Annotated in this window: 17 protein-coding genes; 10 read left to right on the top strand and 7 right to left on the bottom strand. The window is 61.8% G+C overall.

Going from position 1 to position 21,600, the window contains the following annotated elements:
* Window positions 1-103 precede the first annotated feature (103 nt).
* Together CH271_RS20545 and CH271_RS20540 are read right to left on the bottom strand one after the other, a co-directional pair.
* Entirely contained in the window at window positions 104-1,576 is a 1,473-nt protein-coding gene (locus CH271_RS20545; protein WP_094618290.1) for an MFS transporter, read from the bottom strand.
* 86 nt (window positions 1,577-1,662) lie between these two features.
* Window positions 1,663-1,875 carry a hypothetical protein gene (locus tag CH271_RS20540; protein WP_094618289.1) on the bottom strand — a complete coding sequence of 71 codons (213 nt, stop codon included), beginning with the start codon at window positions 1,873-1,875 and terminating at the stop codon, window positions 1,663-1,665.
* 403 nt (window positions 1,876-2,278) lie between these two features.
* Here CH271_RS20540 and CH271_RS28500 point away from each other — a divergent pair, with 403 nt between their 5' ends.
* Window positions 2,279-2,539: a hypothetical protein gene (locus tag CH271_RS28500; protein WP_141216014.1), complete on the top strand. Its 261-nt coding sequence runs from the start codon at window positions 2,279-2,281 to the stop codon at window positions 2,537-2,539.
* A 913-nt stretch (window positions 2,540-3,452) separates the two neighbouring features.
* The gene (locus CH271_RS20535; RefSeq protein ID WP_032393735.1) at window positions 3,453-3,821 is read left to right on the top strand and encodes a histone-like nucleoid-structuring protein Lsr2; all 369 of its coding nucleotides are present in this window, start codon (window positions 3,453-3,455) and stop codon (window positions 3,819-3,821) included.
* Window positions 3,822-3,979: 158 nt separating this feature from the next.
* Here the strand turns inward: CH271_RS20535 and CH271_RS20530 are convergent, their stop codons facing one another.
* On the bottom strand, window positions 3,980-4,462 hold the full coding sequence (locus tag CH271_RS20530; RefSeq protein ID WP_032393665.1) for a hypothetical protein: 483 nt from the start codon (window positions 4,460-4,462) through the stop codon (window positions 3,980-3,982).
* A gap of 1,095 nt (window positions 4,463-5,557) precedes the next feature.
* Here CH271_RS20530 and CH271_RS20520 point away from each other — a divergent pair.
* From CH271_RS20520 to CH271_RS20480, 8 genes are all read left to right on the top strand, one after another.
* Window positions 5,558-5,926, top strand: coding sequence for a hypothetical protein (locus tag CH271_RS20520; RefSeq protein ID WP_141216013.1), 369 nt, complete (start codon window positions 5,558-5,560; stop codon window positions 5,924-5,926).
* A gap of 111 nt (window positions 5,927-6,037) precedes the next feature.
* Entirely contained in the window at window positions 6,038-6,886 is an 849-nt protein-coding gene (locus CH271_RS20515; RefSeq protein ID WP_032393662.1) for a hypothetical protein, read from the top strand.
* Between the two features lie 167 nt (window positions 6,887-7,053).
* Entirely contained in the window at window positions 7,054-8,811 is a 1,758-nt protein-coding gene (locus CH271_RS20510; protein ID WP_032393661.1) for an Eco57I restriction-modification methylase domain-containing protein, read from the top strand.
* The gene (locus CH271_RS20505; protein WP_032393660.1) at window positions 8,808-9,896 is read left to right on the top strand and encodes a BsuBI/PstI family type II restriction endonuclease; all 1,089 of its coding nucleotides are present in this window, start codon (window positions 8,808-8,810) and stop codon (window positions 9,894-9,896) included. The genes CH271_RS20510 and CH271_RS20505 overlap by 4 nt, the downstream gene beginning before the upstream one ends.
* A gap of 831 nt (window positions 9,897-10,727) precedes the next feature.
* Window positions 10,728-11,225 (top strand): NPCBM/NEW2 domain-containing protein, encoded by a 498-nt coding sequence (locus tag CH271_RS20495; RefSeq protein ID WP_179274791.1) that lies wholly within the window; start codon window positions 10,728-10,730, stop codon window positions 11,223-11,225.
* Between the two features lie 77 nt (window positions 11,226-11,302).
* Window positions 11,303-12,589 (top strand): pentapeptide repeat-containing protein, encoded by a 1,287-nt coding sequence (locus tag CH271_RS20490; protein ID WP_032393657.1) that lies wholly within the window; start codon window positions 11,303-11,305, stop codon window positions 12,587-12,589.
* Window positions 12,590-13,246: 657 nt separating this feature from the next.
* The gene (locus CH271_RS20485; protein WP_052049216.1) at window positions 13,247-14,416 is read left to right on the top strand and encodes a PucR family transcriptional regulator; all 1,170 of its coding nucleotides are present in this window, start codon (window positions 13,247-13,249) and stop codon (window positions 14,414-14,416) included.
* 57 nt (window positions 14,417-14,473) lie between these two features.
* On the top strand, window positions 14,474-15,634 hold the full coding sequence (locus tag CH271_RS20480; RefSeq protein ID WP_052049227.1) for a cytochrome P450: 1,161 nt from the start codon (window positions 14,474-14,476) through the stop codon (window positions 15,632-15,634).
* A gap of 770 nt (window positions 15,635-16,404) precedes the next feature.
* Here CH271_RS20480 and CH271_RS29625 read toward each other — a convergent pair.
* The 4 genes from CH271_RS29625 to CH271_RS20465 all read right to left on the bottom strand — a co-directional run bounded on the left by CH271_RS29625 (window position 16,405) and on the right by CH271_RS20465 (window position 21,582).
* Window positions 16,405-16,500 carry a DUF1330 domain-containing protein gene (locus tag CH271_RS29625; protein ID WP_369679413.1) on the bottom strand — a complete coding sequence of 32 codons (96 nt, stop codon included), beginning with the start codon at window positions 16,498-16,500 and terminating at the stop codon, window positions 16,405-16,407.
* Window positions 16,476-16,610: a hypothetical protein gene (locus CH271_RS29365; protein ID WP_254925546.1), complete on the bottom strand. Its 135-nt coding sequence runs from the start codon at window positions 16,608-16,610 to the stop codon at window positions 16,476-16,478. The genes CH271_RS29625 and CH271_RS29365 overlap by 25 nt, the downstream gene beginning before the upstream one ends.
* A 173-nt stretch (window positions 16,611-16,783) precedes the next feature.
* The gene (locus CH271_RS20470; RefSeq protein ID WP_052049215.1) at window positions 16,784-18,406 is read right to left on the bottom strand and encodes an FAD-dependent monooxygenase; all 1,623 of its coding nucleotides are present in this window, start codon (window positions 18,404-18,406) and stop codon (window positions 16,784-16,786) included.
* A 1,682-nt stretch (window positions 18,407-20,088) separates the two neighbouring features.
* The gene (locus CH271_RS20465) at window positions 20,089-21,582 is read right to left on the bottom strand and encodes an adenylate/guanylate cyclase domain-containing protein (protein WP_176457424.1); all 1,494 of its coding nucleotides are present in this window, start codon (window positions 21,580-21,582) and stop codon (window positions 20,089-20,091) included.
* Window positions 21,583-21,600 lie beyond the last annotated feature (18 nt).

The following is a 21,600-nucleotide window of genomic DNA, read 5'->3' as shown; positions in this document are numbered from 1 at the left end:
CTGCAGTGTCGACGTCCCCGCCTAGTCCGGATAGGGCCGCGCTTGCGGGCCGTCAGGGCTCGCAAGCGCGCAGGGCGGCGGGATCGCGTCCCGGCACGGCCTTTCACGACCGACGCGCACCGATAGCCGCAACGGTCCCGAGCGCACAGAAAACCGCTCCGAGAGCTATCGGCGCTATGGGTCCGAGCACATCGATACCGACAGCACCGGCCAACGCGCCGCCGGCGATCGAGACGTTGAACACCAACACGTACAACGACGTCGCCGCTTCGCGGCAGTCCGGTGCGGCATCGAACACTGCAGTTTGCAACAGCACCGGTAGCGCCGAATACGACAGCCCCCACACACCGACCAACACGAACACGCTCAGTGCACCCATAGGAGCAGCGAGAACCAGCAACACGACGGCCAGGACGGCAACACCCACCACCAGCATCATCGGCGAGCGCGCGGACACGAACCCGGCTAGCGCGTTCCCCGCAACCCCGGCAATCCCATAGATCAACAGGTACCCGCCGACCACGTCCGAGGAGACACCCACACCGCCGAGAAGGTAGGGCGCGATATAGATATAGGCAGCGCACTTTCCGATCACCACAGCTGCGGTGATCAGAAGAACTCGTCTGATTCGACTGCGTCGCAGAACATCTCGAATGCTGCTCGCAGCCTGGGCGGATCGCGACGCGGGCAAGGCCGGTATCAGTACGACAACGGCGGCACCGGCCACCGCCGTCAGACCGGCGAGGGCCGCGAATGCACCTCTCCACCCCACCCACTCCCCCATCCAGGTTCCTGCCGGAACACCGAAGACGAGAGCAAGGGAGATGCCCGAAAAGGTCACCGCGGTAGCTCTCATCCGCTGAGGCTGCGGAACCAGAAGCACTGCTACCGCAGCGACGATCGACCACATCAACCCGTGCGCAATCCCGACCACGAACCGCACCGCCAGAAGCTGCGCATACGACGTCACCAGAGCGGTCGCAGCGTTACCGAGTACGAACACAGCGACGATGATCAGCACCACGGTGCGGCGGTCGACCGCACGCGTCCACCTGGTCGCCACAGGGGCGAGGACGCCGGCGACGATGCCGTACAGGCTGACGGACAGACCCGCGACACCGACACCGACACCCAAGTCGTCCGAGATTGCTGGTAGGACTCCGATGGGCAGCATCTCCGTAGCGGTCACCGCGAACACCGCCAGCGCGAGCACCGTGACGGCAGCCCAGGCCCGAACCGGTGTCAGCATGGACCCGGCACCGGTGACGGAGACGGCGGTTCCGCGGGTCAGGGCTCGGCGTGGGAGCAGCGCATCTAGCGGTGGGGGTACGGGGCATGGTTCGCAGGGTTTGCCGCGTACAGCGGCGCTGAGTGGTTCCGGATCGTCGGTCTTGCCCGTGAGGTCCGTACCGCTTGCGGTGGGTGGCGCTGGTTCGGGTGCGGTGATGGTGGGGAGTTCGGTGGGTGCGTGGTCGCGGCGGCCGCCGGGGACGGTGGCCATGCGGCGGCGCAGGACGTCGAGTTGGGTGGCTTTGTCGAGTCCGGTGAGGTCGGGGATGGCGTTGACGGTGGCCATGGGGATCGACCTTTCGCCGTGCCGGTAGGAACTACCGTCAGACTATCGAACGCGTGTTCGACTGTCGAATGTGCTGGTGAGCCGGTTCAGCGGGGAACGGCGTGGCCGTCGAGGTCGGCCGCGGTGAAGGTCCAGGCGAGGTGCCGATATAGCCGGAGGTCGCGTTTCACCTGGTCGAGGGCGTGGGAGACGGCCGGGTGGTCGGGGTCGTGGCCTTCCGATCGGATGGCTGCGCGCTCGTTGTGGTCCATGTCCGGTTTGGACGCACGGGGCGGTGCGGCGATTCCGGCAACAGTCATTCGTTCGAATGACTGGACGTTCGATGTTGGTGACGGTGTTCGCCAGTGCGCCTCTCGGCAGGTGGCCGCTCGTAGCGGCTGATGGTTGGTACCCGGGGCATTGGGATCGAACGCCGTCGAGTTCTACCACGACAGTGCTGTCGGTGATATTCCAGCCCGTGTGGGAGGCGAAGAAAGGGGGTCCGTTATGCGTAGACCGCACATAGACGACTTCGCTGACGCCGCCGAATTCACGCCAACCTTACCCAACTGACCGAATCCCGCGCCCGTCCACCGCGTCAGGGTGCCGTTCATTCAATCGTTCTAACTAGCTCGGCAGAGGGCTCCGATGCAAAGTCAGCGCGGTACAAATATCCGGCGGGAACCGCTCCCGTGTGCCTTGTCAGATAGTGGAGGGAATTTCATGAAGAAGCGAATCTCAACGGTCGCAGTCCTTGTGGGCCTGCTTTTCGTCCCCGCGGTGGGTGCGACCGCCAGTGGCCAGCCCGCATCACGTCCGGCCGCAACACCAAGCGTTGTGGCCGACAACGTTCACCTCGCCGCTGACAAAATCAAGTGGTGCGTGTATTCGAAGAACAACTACTCGTCGTTCCACGACTACAACTGGGCGGTCGCTGCTTACTGCTGGGCCACGGGAGGCAAGATCCAGGACCGCCGTCCGTGACGGCGGGTCATGGGGGCGGCGCTGTTTCGACAACTTGGGTTCCCTGGCCGTGTCGCCGGTACAGGGCTAGCGCGGCTCTCTAGCGCACTGCGCAGCAGTGTGTTTCGAACACGGGTTTTATCGTGTCTTCGTCGGTATCGCGCTCAGGTCGCGAGTGCGGAGGGTCGGCGTGCCCTGGCCTGGGCTCGACCGGTGCGGGGTTCCCGCGAGTCGACCTGAGCCAAGTGTCGGTCCCGTGAGGCGTTCACCGTCTCGGTTCAGCGCGACCGCGTAGTGGCTGGTCTTGCCGACGTCGATGCCGCAGAACACCTGATAACTACTGTTGTCCAACGTCTCCCCTGCCCTTCGGGTTGTGGTGGTCGGGGGCACCGTTCCCGTCACCCACGTTATGCAGACCCGTCGTTGTAGCCATGCCTCTATCAGCGGTGAATCGGTGCCTACCGATCCGGCGGCGTCACTCGCCGAGACCTGAAGTCGGCCGGTGGCCTGTAAGCCATACCGGATCAGTCGACCAGCCCCCACTGGCCAGGGGCTGGGAAGAAGATAACGGGTGGCCTGTCAACCCCGAAGAGGGAGCTTGCGACCGTGGGTTGACTGGTCGGGGTCCCCGGCATGTCAGACTCGGGCGACTCGTACGACCAAAATGGTGACCCATATGGGGCGGCCCCGAAGGGGACGTGCGGACGCGTTCACGCGACCGAATATTGTTGCACTGCAATGTCTGTGGCTGATTCAATAGCTGACCAGCGGCCCAGCTGTCTTACTTTCTCGCAGCCTGTATGTCCTTTTCCGGGAAATCGAATGCGGCTCGAATTACCGTGTCGATGAAGAATGCGGATATCGACGCTGGTTATCCTTGAGAAGACGAATGCGGTTGCGCATTGCGAATGTGTCGATGAAAGGTTTTCCGGCTGTGGCCAAACGAGTGACAACCCAATTGGTGGACGATATCGACGGGTCGGTCATCGACGACGAGTCCGGCGAAACGATCGAGTTCGCGATCGACGGCGTCGAGTACTCGATCGACCTGAAAGCGAAGAACGCCACCGAGTTTCACAAGAAGCTCGACTACTACGTCGGGCATGCGACGCGGGTCGGTGGCCGCAAGCGTAAGCCCTCCCCCGCTGCCGCGTCGACCGCGACAGCGGCCGGCGGATCGGTCAAGCGTGATCCGGAGCAGACGCGGGCGATCCGGCAGTGGGCATTCGACCAAGGTTACGAGATCAGCGAACGCGGCCGCATCCCGGCCGATATCGAAGAGGCGTACAACGCCGCACACTGACGGGCGGCGAGCCGCCTGCGTCGACGCGAGCGGGCGCCGGTGGTGGTGCGCCGAGCGGGGGAGCTCGAGGGGCCGCCGCAGGCCCCCTCGACCCGGGCCGGGGACGTCGAGCCGCCGGTGGCGGGCACCGTAGGGGTACCCGCTACCGGTTCCGATTTCTAGTCGGTGATGCTCTCCTGGGTGGGGGCGGTCAATGCGTCGTAGCCCTGCTCGGGGGTGAGCGTTCCGGCTGCGACCTGCTCGACCGGAGTTAGGTCGTAACCGTGCTCGACCAATAGGTCCAGGTAGTTGTCCTGGTTCCCGTAGCCGCTGCGCTTCCACCAATCCTTGCCGGTTCCGCTCATCCGTGCCTCGTAGGCGGCAAGGATCTGCGCGAGCAGGATCACCTGCGCGCGAGTGTCGCTGGCCTTGTCGATCACCGGTGCCAGAGCATCGCGTGCGGCGCGTTCTTTCCAGTCGCCCCACCGCTCGGTGGCGGGCTTGTCGACTGTGACACCAAGCAGCTCCGCGAGGTGCTCGGAGGCTTTGTTCTGGGTGAGCAGTCCCGGCTCTTCGACGAGAGTGTCGGTGATCCCCTTCGCGGCACCCTTCGGCAGGGTCTTGCTGGTGAGGAACTTCGACAGGAACTCCTTGCGGACCACTGTCGCGGCGAGAGATGCGACGTTGAGCGCCTTGGTGCGCCGACGCGCGGCCCTCTCGGCTTCCTTCGCTGCAGCCTCGGCGGCGAGCCGCTTCTGCTCGGCGGCCTGGGCGACTGCCTCGGCGTCGGCGGGTCCACGTCACCGGCGGGTGCGGCCAACGCGGCCGCGAGGATCGGCCCTGGCTTCACACCAGCGGCGTCGGGGTCTGAGGTGAAGTATTCCGGCACCCAGACCTCGGCGGTTCCGATGTCCTTGTGGTGGTGCAGTCCGGCCTCGGGCTCTGCCGACAGGTTGTCCTCGGTGTCCCAGTCGATGCTGTCCTCTTCGATAATTTCGCCTGTGGCGGTGAGGGTGTATCGCTCTTCCTTCGACAGCCACAACGCCCAGTGCCCCGCTGCGCCGTCGATCACGGCGTCGGTCACTGGGCCACCGTCGGCGGTCACCAGATCGTCCGCGCGCAGGTACGGGTCGCCGTAGGCCGGTTCTTCCTCGAGGACGGTGAACCCTCGTTCGGCGTAGGGGATGCCTGCTTCGGCGCGGGCTTTGCGCTCAGCGCGGTCGTTGAGCAAACGCTGCGCGGTCCACCGGAAGTCGTACCGCGCTCCTAGGAGCTTCTCGATGGCGGCGGTGTCGCCTTCGGCGTCGAACTCCGCGACGATCGCGGCCTGATCGAGGGTGAGCTGCCCGGCGTCGAGGGCCGCGCGGGCGGTCTGCGAGCGGCCCGCTGTACCTGCGGTTTTCGCGGTCTCCCGATTGTCGTAGTGCACGCAGCGGGCGAGAACGGCCTGTCGACTTCAACATCACGCTCAGCGGCTTCGCCACCATCCGGAGCGGACCAGCGGTGTCGGCGTTCGGAAAGTTGGACTGCCACCACGAGCTGGAGGTCAGACTGTCGACGAGGGCTTGGCAAGCGTCGATATTGTCGACGACTTCGCCTGAACCGACGGCTTGCTCCGCAGAACAGACTCGCCAATCGGACAACCCTCGTCAAACGGCATTCGATGATCGTAGCGATCGATCTGAGCATCGCAGTTGGTTGTGTCCGCTCAGCCAGTTCAGCGATACGTGTCGGCACCTACCTCTACGGTGTCGCGTGTGAGCGAGAGCGACGACATGGGGGTAACTCCGGTGCCCGATCGTGTGCTTGACGAGCTCGCCGACGTTCTGGTGGACAGGGTCGATCAACTGCTCGACCGGCTGACCGATCGAGCAATGTCGGCACCGGTGGCCGGATCGCGTATGTGGGAGTCGACGTGGAAGCAGCGGGACACTGCGGTGGGGCGTGCCCGCGACCAAGAAAGATCTCGCGTGCGGATTGAATTGACGCACCTGGCGGTCGCAAAACTTAGCCCGAAGCACGCTGCAGCCCTCCACGTCCCAGCTCGACAACGGCAGGTAGTCAGGCCCCGCGCTGCGAACACCGGTCGCAATCGGGTCGACGATGCACAGCTGGCCTTCTTCTGAAGATTGCTCTTGTTTCGTGAACGCATCTCGGACCCGGTCGTCAAGTAGCGCGGCATCCCATGTACTTCACTGGACTACAGCAACTTTCGAGCTCGCAACTAGACTCGCGCAATGGATACTTCCGAAGTTGCTCTCATGGTCTCGGGCGCGAGTGCTTTCATCACGCTTGGCGGACTGTTCTGGCAGCTCATGCTGTATCGATTATCAGGCGCGCGGTTGCAGGTTCGACTCATGCCCGACTACCTGGACAGACATCACACTATCTACAGAGGAGCAGGGCGGAGTGGCCTTACAGCCAACTTCGATATGTTCGACGGCCCCGAGGTGTCCAAGATAGGGGTCGAGCTGGCCCTGATCAAGGTCACCAATGTTGGCCGAATTTCCGTGTCAGTCGAGAATATCTCGCTTGATTTCGGGCGCTCCTCATCCTGGCCGTGGAAGAGGGGTCGAAGGAACACCGAGGGGGTCGTCGTCCAAGCATATGAGGGACACGATTCCACGTCGGCTCGACTGGATCCAGGTAGCACCGTTACCGTCATGTTCCCGTTCTGGTCACTCGTCAAGGGGTCCAAGCATCTGACCAGTAAGAGGAACTTCACTGTGCGCGGAAGCGCTACAGCAGCAGGCCGCAGAGCGGACCTGTCGTCGCGACGGCTGTCATGGAAGTTGACGCCGCAGTCAGCGTCGCTGTTTGCGGATTCCGGGGAACCTGACGCGGAATTGCGGGCGTATCGGATGTTATGGCACCAGACCCGAGATAATGAGGGACGCACGAAATTCGGTTCCCACTGGCACGAGATCAAGACTGCGTTGGATAACGGCGTGAGCGATGACGAGCTGGTGGAGATTTTCGATAATGCTCACCCAGAGGGGGGCGTTTACATCAGCCTCCCGTACGACGTGAGGGCTGCGTACAAGGATGCGGACTTGCGAGAACAGCTTCTACCGCTGGTCTACTAGAACAATAGGGGCAACCGGGGGCGGCCGTCAGTGGCGCGTTCGAGGGGGAACGTGACAGGGCTTCTAATCTCTTCGCAACCCGGGCGCCGGTCTTGCCACGAATTTGACGTGAGACCGTCGGCGGCGGTTGTGGGATTCCTGTGCGAGGAGCAGTTAACCTCCTTGGCATGGAACCGTCGACCGCCATCTCATCTGCGGTGTCCGCACGAACTCTCGGCGCGCGAGGTTCGCGGTCTTTGGTCGGCTCGTCCGACCCCGCCGCTGAGCTGACTCCAACAGCTGCTGCAGTGCTGGCGGCCATTCCGGCATGGTGGTCGGCCAGAGCGACGATGGCGGGTCTGAGCGGTGACTGGCTTGATGTTCACTGGGCACTGGGCACAGAACCGCCTTTGATCCTGTCCGACGCCCCGCCGCTGGAGCTGGAGTGGGGTCCGCTCACCCCCGAGGCTGTCGGTGCTGCGTACGTTGACTCGCTCGCACCGGAGACCCGGGCGCGTCATGGTCGGCATTACACCCCGCATGAACTGGCCGACCAGTTGTGGTCGATGGCGCGTTCGGCGGTCGGCTTCAAGGCACCGCTGCAGCCTCTCCCCGGGCTGGTGCTCGACCCCGCGTGCGGTGCTGGAGCGCTGTTGCTGCCAGCGCTTCGTGAGCATCTTTCAGCGAGCATTGACGGCGGCACCGACGGCCAGGCGGTCTTGAGTGGCTTGTCCAGCGTCATCGAGGGGGTCGACACTGACCCTGCCGCGGTGTGGGTGGCCAACGTGGTGATGGCAGCGGAGATGCTTCCGCTACAGGCACGAATTCCTGAGGAGCACCGACGGCCGTTCCCGCTTCTCGCAAAGACGGACGACGGTCTGAGGGAGCGCACCGACAAAGCTCGAATTATCGTGATGAACCCTCCCTACGGCCGAGTCCGACTGAGCGCGGACGATCGAGTGCGCTTTGCTGATTCGCTCTACGGCCACGCCAACCTGTACGGCATCTTCATGGCCGCAGCGGTGCAGTCGATAGACGACAAAGGTGTCGTCGCGGCACTGGTGCCGACATCGTTCACAGCCGGCCGATACTTCGAGCCGCTCCGGCGACTGTTGGCGCAGCGAACACGTCTGCAGGAGATTGCGTTCGTAGCCGACAGATCGGGCGTGTTCACCTCCGTCCTTCAGGAAACCTGCCTGGCAACGTTCACGTCGCGCAAGATTCGTCGTACGACTATTCAGACAATTGGGTCACAGACCACCTACGTCGCGACAGTCGCGACGCCCACCAGCGGTCGGCCCTGGGTACTTCCTCGACGTTCGGACCTCGCGCCCATCGCCGCCGCCGCAGCCGCACTGCCGCTGTCGGTCGCAGCCGCTGGATGGAAGGTGAGCACAGGCCCTCTGGTGTGGAATCGCAGGAAGGACGATCTTCACGCTCGTCCGGCGAACGATCGTCATGTGGTGTTGTGGGCAGCAGATATCGATGGAGGCGTGCTTCACCGCGATGCTGCTCGCGCCCACATGCGTTATCTAGCAGTCAAATCGCCCGCAGACTCGAAGACGATGCTCACCTCTGACCCTCGCATCCTGGTGCAACGAACCACTGCACCCGAGCAGGTCCGACGACTGGTCGCTGCCGAACTGACCCAGGAGCATCTCGACAGCTTCGGCGGCTCGGTGGTCGTGGAGAACCACGTCAACGTCCTCCGACCCGCTACACCGGAGCCACTACTCTCGTCGGCGCTGCTCACGCGACTACTGGCAACCGACACCATGGACAAACTGGTTCGGTGTATCTCGGGATCAGTTGCGTTGTCTGCCTACGAACTCGAATCGGTGGCGTTGCCTGCCGTAGAAGTTCTCGAGCAATGGGAGACCTTGTCCGGCGAAGCTCTCGAGTCCGCCGTCAAGGGTGTCTACGGATGTGCGGAAGCCACGCTGTGAGACCGATCATCACCGCGTCAGGCGCTACCGAACGTTTGCTGCTGATCTTCCCCCGGGAAGCATTCGATACCGTGATGTCCAGCCCGCTGGCAGGAGCCGCGGTGTCCGCGATGATCTACGTGGACTCGATCGCGACCGGCAACGATTCCACGACCTTTTGGGCCCGACCCTCGATGGTCATGTGGATGTCCGAAGAGATGCGTAGTCGCGACGCCGAAGACGATCGCATGCAGTGGCGCGAGGCAGCCGCGAAGACAAACAAGGATCTCGTGAAGGTTCTCGACGAGTGGGGAGTGCCCACAGCCCCTGGATACGCCGACAACTCACGAGAAACATTGCGTGACGAAACCTTCCGAAAGTGGCGCGAGAACAGCGCGATTCGAGAAAAAGCAGGTGTGCCGAAGAATTCGGGCAACGGCCGCTGGGCGCTCGAACCGCATTTCGCCGACCTGTTCGACCCTGGTCTATCTGGGGATCAACTCGTCTTGCAAGTTGTGCAGTGGAGGGAGCGTCACCTTTCTCCGGCCGCCAAACTGAAGGTCCAGTTCGCAGCGCAGGGACGCCAGACTGAGCACGCAGTCTCTGTCACACTCCCGAACGGGGGTGGCGTTCGCCCATTGGAGTCCGGCAAAGCGTCCTTGATCCTCAAGAGCGTGGTCGAGGAGTGGGCGGCCGTGCGACTGACGACACCGTACGTGGTCACGATCAGCGAGCCGGGTGACAAGGTGTTCACCGCCGATGCCAAGCTGCTCACCTACCTTCAGATCACGATCAATACACAGGCGCTCCTACCGGATGCGTTGATTGCCGACGTGGGCGGCGACGATGTCCAGTTCTGGTTTGTCGAAGCCGTCAACACGGACGGTGAAATCAACGAGGCGCGTAAGCAGTCGCTGCTGACGTGGGCGACCAGTCAAGGCATCAACCCTGCGCACTGTCACTTCCTGACCGCATTCACCTCCCGAACGGATCCAGCTGCCCGCAAGAGGCTCAAGGACCTTGCCTCGGGAACGTACGCATACTTCGCCGACGAGCCAGGACACGAACTGGCCTGGTACCGGCTCGTCGACGGCACGGATACGTAGGTCGCTTCCTGACGTTCACGCCGCGATCGCGGTGGGGTTTCCCGAACGGTAGGGCGTACCTCGGTGGGGCATTGCGTAGAGCACGTTGGTTCGACGCCTGGCCAGACAGATCAGTGCCGACCGGTGATCTTCGCCCTCTGCCCGTTTTCGGTCGTCGTACTCACGGGAGGCTTGATCGCGCAGCGAGGCGAACGCCGAAAGATAGAGTGCACGTTTGAGTCTGATGTTCCCACCCCGTCGTCGGTGCTCACCACGGATGGATGTCGCAGAGAAGGTCGTGAGCATGTCTGCGCGCAAGTATTCCGCCACCCTATTGATGGCTTTAGGGAGCGGACCCAACGCTGGAAGGCCAGGCCTTGAGCCTCGCCGCCCCAGCGTCTCCGACTCCGCCCCGCGCGGTGTTTGCTCCGCCGCCCAGCACGCTGATGGCGGAGGGAACCTGCGCAGTGGGTCACCACAAAAGACGCTCAGGACAAGCGCCACGAGTTCCGATTCCGAGCGCCACAGGTGCGCGGACGGCGGGTGCCTGAGATCGAGCGGAGCGGCCTGGGAACTCTCGGACATCCACTTGAGGACCGTGTCAGATTCAGAGTTGGGGGGCAACCACACACGAAACCGATTCAACAGAGCGCGCATCCGCGTTCGGGGCGGTTAACATGAGCCATGAATTCCGGGGGGACAGAACACAAGCCGACCAAAAATCAATGGATTGCCGCGTCCATCATCATTCCTGTCGTGGCCGCTATCATCGGGGCGGGCGCGCTCATCTACGTGAACCGGGACAAGGACAACGCCGCATCGCCGGAACCAAGCCCACCAATATCGGAACCGGTGACTTCACCTGTCACACCACCCCCGACCAGCACACCCCGATCGTCTGTGCCGAGAACCTCGACAACGACGACCACACCTCGCCCACCAGCGCAGATCTATCTCGATGAGCTCAAGGCGATCGACGGCGGAGGACTCCGCACCGGATCCGCCGAAGTCAACGGCGACGTCTATCCGCACTCTCTGTACGCGAACATCGGCGGCTGCCGAACTTCCGGCCGCTACACCTACAACATCGGCCGCGACTGGACGACGTTCGAGACCACAGTCGGACTCCGCGACGACACCGAGAGCCAGACGGTCGCGCAATTCGAGATACTTGCCGACGACGTACCGGTGTACACCTCCGGCAACCTGTCCGTCGGGCAATCCGTGCCCGTCAGCGTCCCGGTCGACAACGTGCTCCAGCTCAAGATCGGCTACGTCTTCGTCGATGGCGACATGGGCCTGTGCAGCGACGCCGGGAACGTCGTCTGGGGGGACCCAACCCTGCGGTAGCAAGCGCCAAAACACACGGCGTTCGTCGCAGGCACAGCTTCGATCACACCCTGGGAACGGGTAGTAGGAGACAACTGATGGCTCTACGTAAGCACCCCGAACAACCCGAGCCATCGGAACCGTTGCTGTCGTTGATCCTGTTGGGAATCGGCGCGTCCACCCTTGTTGGCGCGACCTTCTTCTACTTGTTCGCCTGGCAGCAGCAGGGTCCGTTCGGCAATTTCTTCCTCACCGGCGTGGCCGGCCAACAACTCTTCGACGCCGCGCGAACGACGCTCACGCTCGTCGGCATCGTCGGCCTCGGCGGTGCTTCCTTCATCGCCTACCGCCGACAACGCACCACCGAGAATGCACAACAGACGGCACTGAGAGCTCTCGCACTGGGCCAGCAGCAGTTCAGTCAAGACTCCGTACGCGCATTACGAGAGCGCTATACCGCTGCAACAGAGCAGCTCGGGTCCCACTCCTTCGCTGTACGGCTTGCCGGTCTCTACGCCATCGCAGCTCTCGCAGACGACTGGCGCGCGAGCGGCGAACCCGGCGAGCAGCAGACGTGCATCGACGTCATCTGCGCATACCTACGCACACCCACCATTCCTATGAGCGAAGTCCTCGACGACGCCCGCGAGTTGATTTCCGTCGAAGACGAACAAGCCGGCTCGAAGGCCGAATACGAAGTGCGGCGCACTGCCGTTCGGATCATCGCCGAACGAACGAGACCCCGAGCGACACCGCCTGCTCCCGGCTCGTACCCAGACTTCGTCGACGGACCGTGGTCCGACCGCCGATTCGACCTCACCGGTGCCGAATTGGTCGATGCCGACTTCTCGAGCTGCACATTCGACGACCTCGATCTCACGAACGCCCAGTTGCTCGGCCAAACGACTTTCAGCGCAGCCGAGCTTCGACGGGTGCGCTTCACAAATGCCCGGTTTCGCGCGCGTGGGCAGAGGAAGGGAGGTGCCGACTTCTCGACTGCACATCTGAGGGCCGCTATTTTCGAAGACGTGCGCATGTTCGTCCCCTGCGGGTTCGAGCGAACAAAGTTCAAGGACTCCGCTACCTTCCGAGGGGCCATGTTCACCGGATCGGTCTCGTTCGTCAGCGCCCGCTTCTCGGAATCGAGCGCAACGCTGTTCGACGAGGTCAACTTCGGCACCGACCACGTCACCTTCGCCCGCGCACGTTTCGACGGCCCGGTCGATCTCTCGAAAGTTGATTTCACGTTCACAAAAAGTATCGACTTCACAGGCGCGACCGGCGGTACTCCCCCGCGCATTGCGCGGGACACCCGTGATCGATTCGGGGGCTGGCCGTGGATCGACGCCGCCGATCCCGACACCGACGAGCCAGAGCCTACGTAGAGCGAGTGTGGTGACGCCACCGATTCGATAGCGTCACCGGTGGATATCGGGCAGCCGTGCGGGCCTCGGAGTTCAGCCAGAATTCGATGAGGACTGTCAAGGACACGGGCGCGTCCATCTCGGCGGGTTGATGGTTTCAGGAGTGTCGCGCGTGGAGGCTGCGATCGTTGGCCGTGGCGTTCGGTTCCGGTTGGGGCCGGGCGATGTTCAGTTCTACGAGTGCGAGGAGTCGCGCTGTGTTCGCTGCGATTTCGGCAGGTAGTGGCGGTACGTCGAAGGTCTGATTTCACATGCTTGCCGAGTGCGGCAGTGGATACGACAGAATTGTTCTCTCGCAACGCTTTCAGGTCTACTGCTCTTGATCTGTCTTTGGGTAGAGCAGATGGGTGGCGGTGCCGTCGAAGTGTTCGAGGCGCGCCGGCCAACTTCCAGTCCGAAGTGTGTTCGACGCCGACCGAATGAGAGAATTCCTCGGTTGCAGTAGATCGATCCACTTGGGGGTGAGCGGTGGCGGAAGATGGTTCGTGGATCCTGCACCTAGGCCCGGACGTTCCCTCGGCTATAGCGGATTCTGCGCTTCCGCAGGCCTGGGTTGGTCGGCTGTCCGCAAGCATCGGGACCGGGCCAACCGGCTGGGCGGTCGAACTGAGCAAGTCGATGGCTTCTCGTATTGTCGACACATTTCCCGAGCTCGGGGCCAACGGCGTCTACCACGAACTCCGTCGAGGCTGCGAAGCTGCGACGATGCTGGGGATTTCGCTCGCTTCTGGCATGCCTGTGTCGCCGTTGGAGGAATTGCCGGCACTGCTGTCAGCACCGTCGGAATTGGTGAGCCGAGGGCTCGGCGTAGATCACATGCTCCGGAGTATTCATATCGGACACGCCGTCGCTGTGCAGGCGTTGCTCGCGGCTGTCGAAAGCAACTTACCGGTCGAGGAACGGTTCGCCGAGGCCGGCCGATTGTTGACTCTGCTGTCCGCGGTTGCCGAACAGCTCGATGCGCGCCTGGCGCGCCGATTCGAGGAAGTTCGGGCAGCCTGGGAGGCGAGCTCGACGGCGCTTCGAAGTCGGTTCGTGAACGACATTCTGAGAGGCGGCCCCGTCTCGATGGATCAGGCCGAACGAGCCTTAGGATACGACTTGGCATCGCATCATGTGGGCGTCGTCGCATGGTGGGGCGATTCGGTGGACATGACACCTAATCGAATGGTCGACCTGGTACGCACGGCATTGATTACTGCCGGGTTCGGTCCGGTACTGACGCTTCCGGTCGGGCAGCGACGGGTATGGGCGTGGGGCGCAACACAGAACATGACAGTCCAACCAGAGCTCCCGCCGAGCCACCGGACCACGGGTGTGTACTTGGCGTTGGGCGAAGGAAAATCGGGGGTCGACGGTTTTCGTCAGACGCATCGTCAGGCGGTCGAAGCCTCCAGGGTCGCGACTGCATCGAGTCGAGGACCGCGAGCATTGACTCGATTTCGAGACGTCGATCTCGTCACGATGGTCTCTGCCGATCCGGCGGCCGCTTGGGAATTCGTTAACCGTGAGCTGGGTGAGCTGGCCGCCACGGATGAGATGACGCAGACCCTGCGATCGACCCTCAAGCAGTACCTGGAGTTCGATCGGAGTCTGCAAAAGACAGCACATCACATGCACATTGCGCGCGGAACCGTGGCCCACCGTGTGTCGAGGGCGGAGCGACTTCGAGGCCGAAGTGTGGCAGAGCGTCGAATGCAGCTCGAAGCTGCTCTTTCCTTGATCGTGGATTTTCCCGCCCTACTGACCAATGCGTCGCCGAATGGAACTCGAGACCAACCGCTGTAGAAAACGCGACACGCGAGTACATTGATTGACCCGCCGCCGTCCCGAAGCATGGAACACATGCGCCCTTCGCTCGATCTCGACCTGTACGGCAGAAAAGCTCTCGAATCTCCGCTCGGGACCTACCGGTCCATCCGCGATACAGGTTCAGCCGTCTGGCTTTCGCGTCACCGCATGTGGGCTATCGGCCGATATGCCGATGTCCGTGCGGCACTGCGGAACGATGCCGTGTTCGCCAGTGGCAAGGGAATCGCAGCGAACCGGCTCGTCAACTCACAGAGCTACGACACCGTCATCTGCAGCGATGGTGAAACGCACACCCGACGACGACGAGCGATGCTCGAATACCTGGGTGCCCGCAAGGTCGCTCCGTTGGAGAACGAGCTAATTGCTCGCGCAGAAGTCTTGGTCGACGACCTCGTCTCTCGGAAAGACTTCGACGCGGTGAGCGACTTCGCATCGGTACTACCGGTGGAGATCGTAGCCGATCTTCTGGGCGTCACAGTCAAGCCGAGCAGACTGCTCAGGTGGGGAGCAAGCACCTTCGATGCGGCCGGTCCGATCAACATACGCAGCGCTAAGGGGTTGCCGAATGCACTGCGTCTGAAGCGATTCGGTAGCAAGCTCCGACCGAGCGACGTCGCTCCACACAGCTGGGCGGCGAAGATGTTCGAGGCAGCCGATGCCGGGAAACTGACCCATGTCGACGTGCGCGGTCAGGTCATCGACTTCATGGCACCCAGTCTGGACACGACCATCCTGGCATCGGCAGAAATGCTCCGACTCCTCGGCGAGCGTCCCGAGCTGTGGGACCGAATCAGAGAAGACAATGAATTGATCGGGCCGATGGTCGCCGAAGCGGTGCGTCTGTCGTCTCCGATCAGAGCTTTCACCCGTGTCACCAAAGCCGACGTGGAGGTAGGCACTCAGCTCGTTCCGGGCGGCTCGCGAGTCGTGTTGCTCTACGGATCCGCGAATCGGGACGAGCGACAATTCGAGAACCCCGACACCGTCGACCTCAGTCGCTCTCCCAACGAACAAATAGGTTGGGGCGTCGGCGCACACGCATGTGCCGGAATGCACCTCGCCCGTCTCGAAATGCGCGCCCTGCTGACTGCAATGGTCCCGCGCGTTCGGCGTGTCACCTTGACCGGTCCCGGTGTGTCGTTGGTCAACAACACGCTTCAAGGGCTCGTGTCGCAGCCCGCAGCGTTTGATTGATCTTAAGCTGACCCCTGGAATAGGTTAAAATATCGACGCTGCCGCGTAAGAACTGCCGCACACATGAGAAATGAACTCCGAACCGTTGCTGATCGACGGCGCGCAAATGTCTCGTCCAATCCGCCGATGATGGTTCCGCGGCCGGGTGACTAGTTGACGTAGGCGTAGGTCCCAGTCCCAGGCACTCGGTCTAGCGAAGCCGGGAGATCTCTTGTCGCGCCGCCCATGACTCGCCCCGGCGACGGGTGTCCGCTATCGTTTGGTTTTGCGGGCGTGGTGGAGTTCGGCGGGGCCCATTCCGGGCTGCTGACAGTGTGGCCGTATCGGATTGGCGTGGTCGAGGTGGTACGCCCGACATGCTGACCATCGGTAGCCGTTGACGAGATCTGCAATTCATGATTGCTGTTGCTCAAGTACTGGTGGAGGAGGACGACCTCCCGAAGAGAAGCTACCCCGAGGGAAGTGTTGGTAGCCCTGTTCGGTGAAGGTCCCGACAGAAGGATTGCGGGGTGGACCGCGGCGTCGATGTTAAAGATCGAAGAGTTAATTCCCGAGGCTCGTGAACTGTCTTTTTCAGTTGTGTTAGATGTCCTCTTACTTCATGAGCCACTTCGCCTGCGAAGTCCGACAGCGCAGATTGCATCTATCGGCTCGGGTAGCGCGATTCACTGTTCGACACTCGGCGGTGTGAAGCCTTCGAAGACGGCAACGTTGCTGCTCGCAGCCTTATGCCGCTGGTCAATAACGGCTTGGTAGTCTCGACCGGTGTATCAGGCGTTCGCTGCGGCGACGCTTTCGAATTCGAGTATGACGGTAACGTCGCCATGCCAGTCTCCCTCGGCTACGAGGTGTGGTGGTCCTGCGATGATCGCTTTCCCCCGGCAGCGATCACGGACGGAACTGCTGCCGCACTGTATGCGGCGAGCCCGTCCGAGTCGCTGACCTTTTCGGTGAAGACGACGTATCCCTTGGGCACGGTGTGGGCTCTCCCTGTCTGGTCGTGACGCGGTTGAATTATGCTGTCTTGAAAACCTGTGGGACGCAATTCTAGGCTGCCGGCAGTGGAGTTGCCCTTGATATCTCTTGTCGGTGTCCAGGTGCCCTCCGGGCACAGGGATCCGGGAGCCCTATGACGAACTTGGGCCGCCATTACGGCACCGGCCTGATTCCGCTTGTGACCGAAATGATTCGCTCGTAGTCCGAGGCTGATATTTCGCGGTTACTGCAGTAGATAAACCTGTCGGGCCGAACAAGCACACCCCGGACCCGCGACCGACGCATCTGGCGCTCGAGCACTCCCTCACTGTCGACATAGTGACCGGACGTGGTCCTGTGTGCAGCAATTGCCGAAGAGTATTCAAGTTTCACTTCATTGACTCCGGCCGCAGCGAGTTGTGGCGGGATCGGTGCCGACGGGAACCCCATCCAGGTCCATTTGTTGTCGAGCAATGCGTCGAACCGGACCGGCGTCAGATCCGAGCCAGTAACCCAGGGTTGCTCGATGAAAGAACCTCGGGGGCTGCGCCACCTCGAATTGACGCCGAACAAGCCGCCGTCGGTTCCGAGTTCGTAGCGGGGCTTGAGTCCATTGCTAGTAATCAACGAACTCAGTACCGGAAGCCTCATTGCATTGCGAATCACGCTGTCGCGCAGACGAACCGCGGCACCGTTGTTCAGCATCACCAGCCCGCCGATGCGTAATGAAAATTGGGTCAACTTTGTCACGTTCGGACGTCGTTCCCTCTCGTACGTTGCTAGCAGATCGGGATCGGCGAAGGCATTAAGGACCGCGCCGATCTTCCAGCACAGGTTCGCAACGTCGCGGACCCCGGACGACACTCCCTGGCCGGCGAACGGCGGCATGATGCGTGCGGCGTCACCTGCCAAAAATACTCGGCCTTTGCTCCACCGTTCAGCCTGACGGATATGGAAGGTGTATCCCCAGCTTCGGTAGATCTCGACTTGGTCGAAGTCAATTCCACGTTCGGCCAGTAGGCCGCGCAGGCCCGTCTCGGTCTGTAGTTGCTCGATGGTCTCGCCCTTGTTGACTCTGAATTCGACGCGGTGGTAACCAATCGGGCATGGGCAGTCGACCCCGGGACGGCTCGGGTCGGCAATGAAGGTGAAGTCCAGTGGAGCGTCTATAGGCAGGTTGTACCAGGCGCGTAGTTGAATGTCGAACCATGGCTCTTCGATGTGTTTGCCGGGCAATGCAATTTCAAGGAGTTTGCGGATCGAGCTGGAACCGCCGTCGCACGCGATCACGTAGCGCTCGGTGATCGTCCGGTCCTGCCCACCGTCTGCTCGACGGAGCGTGATGATCGCGCACTCTTCGTCCTGCGTCAGGTCGACCGCCTCGTAGCCGGGCATAACAGTCACGGTCGGGAATCGATCGATACCCTGGCGGAGAACACGTTCGAGCTCGGGCTGATGGTAGTAGCACATCCCAGGCACGCCCTGCCCGTGGCTTTGCGACGATGTCATCGACAGAAACGTCCGATTGCCATTCTTGAAGTGCACCCGCACATCAGACGACATCGTGGCCAGCATCTCGTCGAACAGCCCGAGCCCCTGCCAGACCCGGTGCGCATCTTCGTCTGAGGCGATGGCGCGCTGGCGCGGATAGACAGAGATATCGCGCTCCACGACAACAGTCCGGATACCTAGTTGACCCAGCAAGTTGGCGGCCGTGGCACCAGTGGGACCGAGTCCGATGATGACCACGTCAACATCGATGCCGGGAAGGACGACGTCACCGTTTCTCCTGGTCATGCTTCCTCCTCGATAAGGGCCGAGCGCCTTGGTCTCGCGCAAGAGGCTGACTGACGCTAGCGCCATGCATGACGATAACGTCAACTACTAGAGAGTAGTGCACGGATCACTCGCACGGCACTACTCCCATCTGCTTGGAGGCGAGGACGGTGGGCAACCCGACTGCAACCTCGCCGAAGTCGGTCACCGTCTAGCCGGCAGAGGCCTGGCCCATGCGGGCCGCGTGATAGCCGGTCAAGTACACATCGGAGAGGCTGGGCAGGCCCGGAAGCAGCCTGGAGGATTCGTCGACGCCAGGCACTGCCACCAGGGTCCCGTCTGCGTGGACGATGCGTTGGAACTCGGCTTGGGTGCCGCCATCTCTTCCGCCGAAGAACTCCGCGTCACCCGGTGGGACGCCGAAACGGCGACCGGCTCAACGGAAACTACCGATCGAGCGCTTCAACTCGCACCATAGGCGTTTGATGGAGCATCTTGGTCCAGCCTGGCCATCCACGGCCCAGACCACGTCGCCACCGTCGGCGATGCCAAGTAGTCGTGAGATTCTTCGGCTGGAACCGCAGCTCAACCTTCCACCATCTGCACGTAGCCGCGTTCCGTCCCGGGGCCAATCAGAGTCGTGCCTGAGCAGACGACTCACCCCACTACGGCGGGTGGAAAGCCAAAGCGGAGCCGCCACCCGGCCCGGAATGGTGTTCGTTAACGACAACGGCCCCTACCACTAACCGAGTTCAGCACAGCGGGCCATCAGGCAAGTGCAGGTGTGAGTCCTGCGGCCGGGCGATGATTCACCGGTGGGACGGTACGGGTGACCGTTACGAGTAGCCCCATGTATGGAATCTGGTTGCCGAACAGTCCGGACAGTATTGCTCATCGTCACCGAGTGTCCAGCTTGAGGTCGGTGCGACAGATACCAACCCTTGATTTGGCTCGTATTCACCCTGGCCGCACGCGGTGCAGTCCCCGTTGCCAAGCTGCAGGCTGCTCGTTCTGTCAGCGCATGCGACCGCCGTTCTGACCGCGGCGGAAGCCGCGACCAAGGCCGGGAAGAAGGTCGCTACGTATACGGCAAGCGTCACCGATTGAGTACAAGTGGTACCGACGAGATCGTCGTTGCTTCCAGATCCAGGTGTCCCGCCACGTGGAATTCCTCTCGAAGTCGAAATACGTCCCCGGAAGGGTTCGATGGTACGAATCATAATACATAGGCGCTGGCACCGCGCCCACCGAACGCGCAAGCTAGCCAAAAACCAACAGATCATCGTCGGACCGCTCGTGGTCGCATTGGTAGGTGAATTTGCGCTCATCAATGTCGTCCGGAAGAGCACGACAACCTGGTGGAGGCCCCTACACCCGGCCCAGGCTCCTCGCACTCGGCCGATCCGGTTCGCCGACCTCGACACCGCCAAAGCCCAGCAACACAACGACTTTCCAACATCCCCCATCACCACTGGTCGAGATGGCGTTCTGCCGATCTGCGGTTCTTCCCAGGAGTCCTGACAGACCCAAGAATGGTCATGGGTGTTTGTCGTTTACTCCTCCTACCGGTTGCTTTGACTCGACAAGCCGGAAGGACGCTTGTTTGCGCTTACCGACACCGAGGGCAAAGCGCGTAAGGTCCTACGCGAGCCAGAGGTGGTGCGGTATGACGGCTCGGCGTGCTGCGTATTTTGCAGGTGTGTTCATCCGGCCGACCCGGCGAGGGGTACGGCTACTGTCGGACCTAGCGACACCCCGTGTGGTTGTTCGGGCAGATCTAGGACGTGCCATTGCGCGGCTGTCTCGTTCTCGGCAGCATCGATAGTGCCAGAGGAAGCGAGTATTCCCCCCGGGAACGACTTGGCTATCGTGGACAACTCGATCGCTGCTGCCACCGGCTGACCGAAGATTGTGTACTCGTGCCGTTGGGCTGTCCCGATGTTCGCTGCTATCGCATCCCCTGTAGCGACTCCGATCGACACTCGACAGGCCGGGAGTTCGACCCGCAGCCGAGCCCTCAGCGCTAGGGCACAGCGCAGGGCCTGTGCTGCGTGGTTCGATGACGAACTCCCGGAGACTCCGAAAACCACTCTCGCCGCATCTCCCTCAAACTTGTTGATGAATCCGTTATGTAGGGATACGGCTTCGGCAACCACTCCGAAGAAATCATTGAGTATCTCGACAACCTCAGTGGGTGAGCGCTCCAATGTGAGCGACGTGGACCCGACTATGTCGACGAAAAGAACTGATACAAAACAGGATTGCCTTGTGAGACTGTATCCGCTTTTCACTGCCTCTTTGACGACCTCTGATCCAACATGTTTGCCAAAGAGATCATAAATCCGTGCACGTTCCTCTAGGCTTTCCGCCATCGTGTTGAAGCCGACCTGCAGATCCCCAATTTCGTTCCGCTCGGATATCTCCACCCGCGTAAGTTGGCGAGTGTGACTATCTTCGACAAATCTCATCGCGCTTCGTACTCTGCGGATCGACGATCGAACCGCTAATTGACCGAGCACGGCGAGCAGAAGACCGAAAACCAACACGACTGAACCCAGACTCAGTATCGAAATAGCCAGCACCGTCTGGCCGCCGTCGGGCACGGCTTCCACGCCGCGCCACGCGATGTCCCGAACATAGACGAACAGCGCTATGAGCATCAGACCGACAACCGGAAGTCCGGTACCCAGAACCCAAGAAAAAACCGTGTGGTGCATCAACTTCTGCGATACAAAGCCCGCGCTGGGGGGTGCCCCCGCCAAGGCTCTGACTGCCGTAGCCCGTAGCAGGAAGACACTGGTGTAATAGTTGACGGCACAGACTACAGTCCCCGCAAAAAGAAGAGTGATTCCAACCTGCAAGATTGCTCGCACATCGATAGCTCCGCACAGGACGGTAAGCAGAGTGCATGCACCTAACCAGTACGCCATCTGGATGCGCGTGAGTACCGAGGGAACCGACAACGCCCGTTCACGCTGAATTAATGTCGGCTCGAAGTCATCTTTGAAGGTCCAATCCACTCTGCGCAAGGCAGTTGCGATGCCCACAGGGATACCTACCGATAATGCCATTAGCATATAGATGGGCATGACCAGAATCGTTATCCAGAAGAACTCTCTACCTCGTAGATCTGCACCAGGCACAACCCACCGCAAGAGCACGAACGCGATGACCGCGCCGATCAGGTTTGAAATCACAAGACAGGCCGTCAACAC

The sequence above is a fragment of the Rhodococcus sp. 05-340-2 genome, assembly GCF_002258915.1.
GTDB lineage: Bacteria > Actinomycetota > Actinomycetes > Mycobacteriales > Mycobacteriaceae > Rhodococcoides.
Note: the sequence above shows the minus strand (reverse complement) of the source record. Positions and strands in the feature narration are given on the sequence as shown.